Below are 2392 nucleotides of genomic sequence, written 5' to 3' on the forward strand. Positions count from 1 at the left end.
CCTTCGTCGTGCGCGATGGCGGCGAATACGCGCGTCGCGCCGGCGTCGAGCGACGCGGCGGCCAGCCGCCGGTAATGCGAGATTCCCCAGCCCTCGAGCACGATCTGCAAGAGGTAGGATTGCGCCAAGGGGCTCGCTTCGCGGACCAGGCGGGCGAGCAGACCGGCGAACGCAGCGGGTGTGCCGGACTCGACAACGGTGGGTTGCAGGCCGGACAGCCAGCGGTGGTGGCGCGCCTCTTCGGCGGCGATCAGGCAGTAGACCTGCTTCTCGATGAGGTTTTCGGCGGCGAGTACGCGCCTGGCGGAATAGTCCATCGCCTGCGCCTCGATGCCCAGCGCCTCGCCAAGGACGTTCGCCGTGCACCGCGCGAGCAGAGCGTCGCGCTCGACCTGAGTGGTCGAGTGCCAGAAGCGCGTGTGCGGCAGACGGAAGAACGCCGCATTCCAGGTGTTGTGCCGATCGCCCGCGGGGTCGACCGACAGGTCGGTGGACCTTCGCCGCGCCATCCGGTGGCAAACCGATTCGAGCGTCGGGCGGGTCATCGCGCGCGCAGGCCGAAGAGGCGCCGGGCGAGCGCCTTGCTCAACGCGAGGTAGGCGGGTGCCGGCAGGAGGCGCAGGAGAAGGGCCGTCAAGCTTGCGTCGCGGCCGATCGTTTGACGGAAAGGCGCCGCTGGCCGCGTCGCTGTGCGCACGATCAAGGCGGCGACGCGCTCGGGTGCCTGAGCGCGCTGCGCCAGCCGCGCGCGTGTCGCAGCAAACTTCTCCGCCAGCGCGCGATACGGGCTGGTGGACGCATCGACCATTCTCATCTGGCGGCCAAAATTGCTGCGTGTACTGCCGGGTTCGACGAGGTGCACGCGCACGCCTTGCCCCTGGGTTTCGAGCAGCAGCGACTCGCTCCAGCCTTCGAGGCCGAACTTCGATGCGCAGTAGGCCCCCTGCCAGGCAAATCCGGTGCGGCCGAGGATCGACGAGACGTTGATGATGCAGCCTTGCGCGGTGCGCAGCGCGGGCAGCAGGGCGGCGGTCAGGAGGGCAGGAGCGATCAGATTGACGGCCATCTGTTGGTGCCAGTCGGCCTCGCTGAGCAGTTCGAGCGCGCCGCTCTGCGCATAGCCGGCGTTATTCACCAGAACGTCGAGGCGCCCGGCGAACTCGCGCGCGAGCAGCTCGACGAGCGCCTGACGATCCTGCGCCGAAGCGGGGTCGAGGCGGATCGGCCGGATCGTTCCGGAAGCGGGAATCTTCTCCGGAAAACGCGTTCCGGCGAGCACCTGCCATCCCAGGTCGGCGAAGGCGCGCGCCGTCGCCGCGCCGATGCCGCCCGAGGCTCCGCTGACCAGCACTGTGCCAGGTTTCATTCGCTGCTCCAGTCGAGGCTTGCTTGCTGTTCATAATGCCGGATGAAGGCGATCACCGAGCGGTCGGCGGCGATCGGATGGCGCAGGTTGAAGCGGATGCTCTGGAAGATGCGCGTGTCGCCAAACGCGAAGTAGCGCGCGCCAGCGCGCGTCAACCAGAGGACCAGCGCGTCGCGCAGGCGGCCGAGCAGGCCGGCGTGGCGTCGGGTCAGGGCGACCGTATAGCCCTCGGTTCCGCCGTCGGACGAACGCCGCAGGGCGAACAGCACGTGCAGGTGGAGGAAGTCCGGGCCGAAGCTGGCCACGCCGACGTGTCCGTACCAGTAGCTCAGCTCGTAGTACAGCGTGTCGCGATAGCAGCGGCGCAGCAGCCGGCCGAGCCAGTGGGTGCGCGGCATCTGGCCGGTGTTGCGAAAAGTGATCGCGTGTCGGTCATGCGCTGCCGCTTGCAGGCAGAGAATGTCGCCGGGCAAGCGATGCACCGTCCGGAAGTGCTGTTCGTCGATGGCGTTCACCATGACCACGTTAGGATGGCAAGCTTTGCGGAAGCGGTTGCCGAGCATGCTGCGCACGGCGGCGGCTTCGATGCTCGGTGGTGCGGGCTGAAACGCTCCGGGCGAGGCGCCGGGCCAGACCCAGATCAGTCCGTAGCGCTCGATCGCCGGCCACGCGCGCAGGCCGACGCCGGCTCCCGGCTGGTGGGCCAGGCAGGGAATGTGCGAACAGCGCCCGTCGGCCTCGAAACGCCAGTTGTGGAAGAAGCAGCGCAGCGCTTCTCCCTCGACCTTCCCTTCGGCGAGGTGAGCCCCCATGTGCGGGCAGTGCGCATCGAAAATGCGCACCGCGCCGCTCGCCGAGCGCCAGACGGCGAGCGGCCGGCCCGCCAGCTCGACCGCCTTGACCCGGCCGGCCGGCAAGTCGTCCGAGGCGAGCACCCAATACCAGCCCTCGACCAGCACCGCCTGGTTGAAGTTTGTCAGCTTGCCTATTTCGAGCATGCCGGAACCTCGCGTTCGGCGTCGGCCA

2 protein-coding genes and 1 pseudogene are annotated in these 2392 nt (G+C 68.7%); all 3 read right to left on the reverse strand.

Annotation, left to right across the window (positions count from 1 at the left end; genetic code table 11):
* A pseudogene (locus tag RKP46_RS17550) lies at positions 1–545 on the reverse strand (ferritin-like domain-containing protein); the annotation flags it as partial.
* A complete protein-coding gene (locus RKP46_RS17555) occupies positions 542–1366 on the reverse strand; it encodes an SDR family NAD(P)-dependent oxidoreductase (RefSeq protein WP_311107822.1) in 825 nt (274 codons plus the stop codon). The gene RKP46_RS17555 and the pseudogene RKP46_RS17550, both read right to left, overlap by 4 nt.
* Positions 1363–2392, reverse strand: a 1030-nt coding sequence (locus tag RKP46_RS17560) for an aromatic ring-hydroxylating dioxygenase subunit alpha (protein ID WP_311107823.1), incomplete at its 5' end; no start/stop codon positions are given. The genes RKP46_RS17555 and RKP46_RS17560, both read right to left, overlap by 4 nt.

This window comes from Accumulibacter sp. (assembly GCF_031732815.1).
GTDB lineage: Bacteria > Pseudomonadota > Gammaproteobacteria > Burkholderiales > Rhodocyclaceae > Accumulibacter.

Coding starts and splice junctions, on each gene's coding strand:
- RKP46_RS17555 (WP_311107822.1), bottom strand. CDS start 1,366: ATGAAACCTGGCACAGTGCTGGTCAGCGGAGCCTCGGGCGGCATCGGC.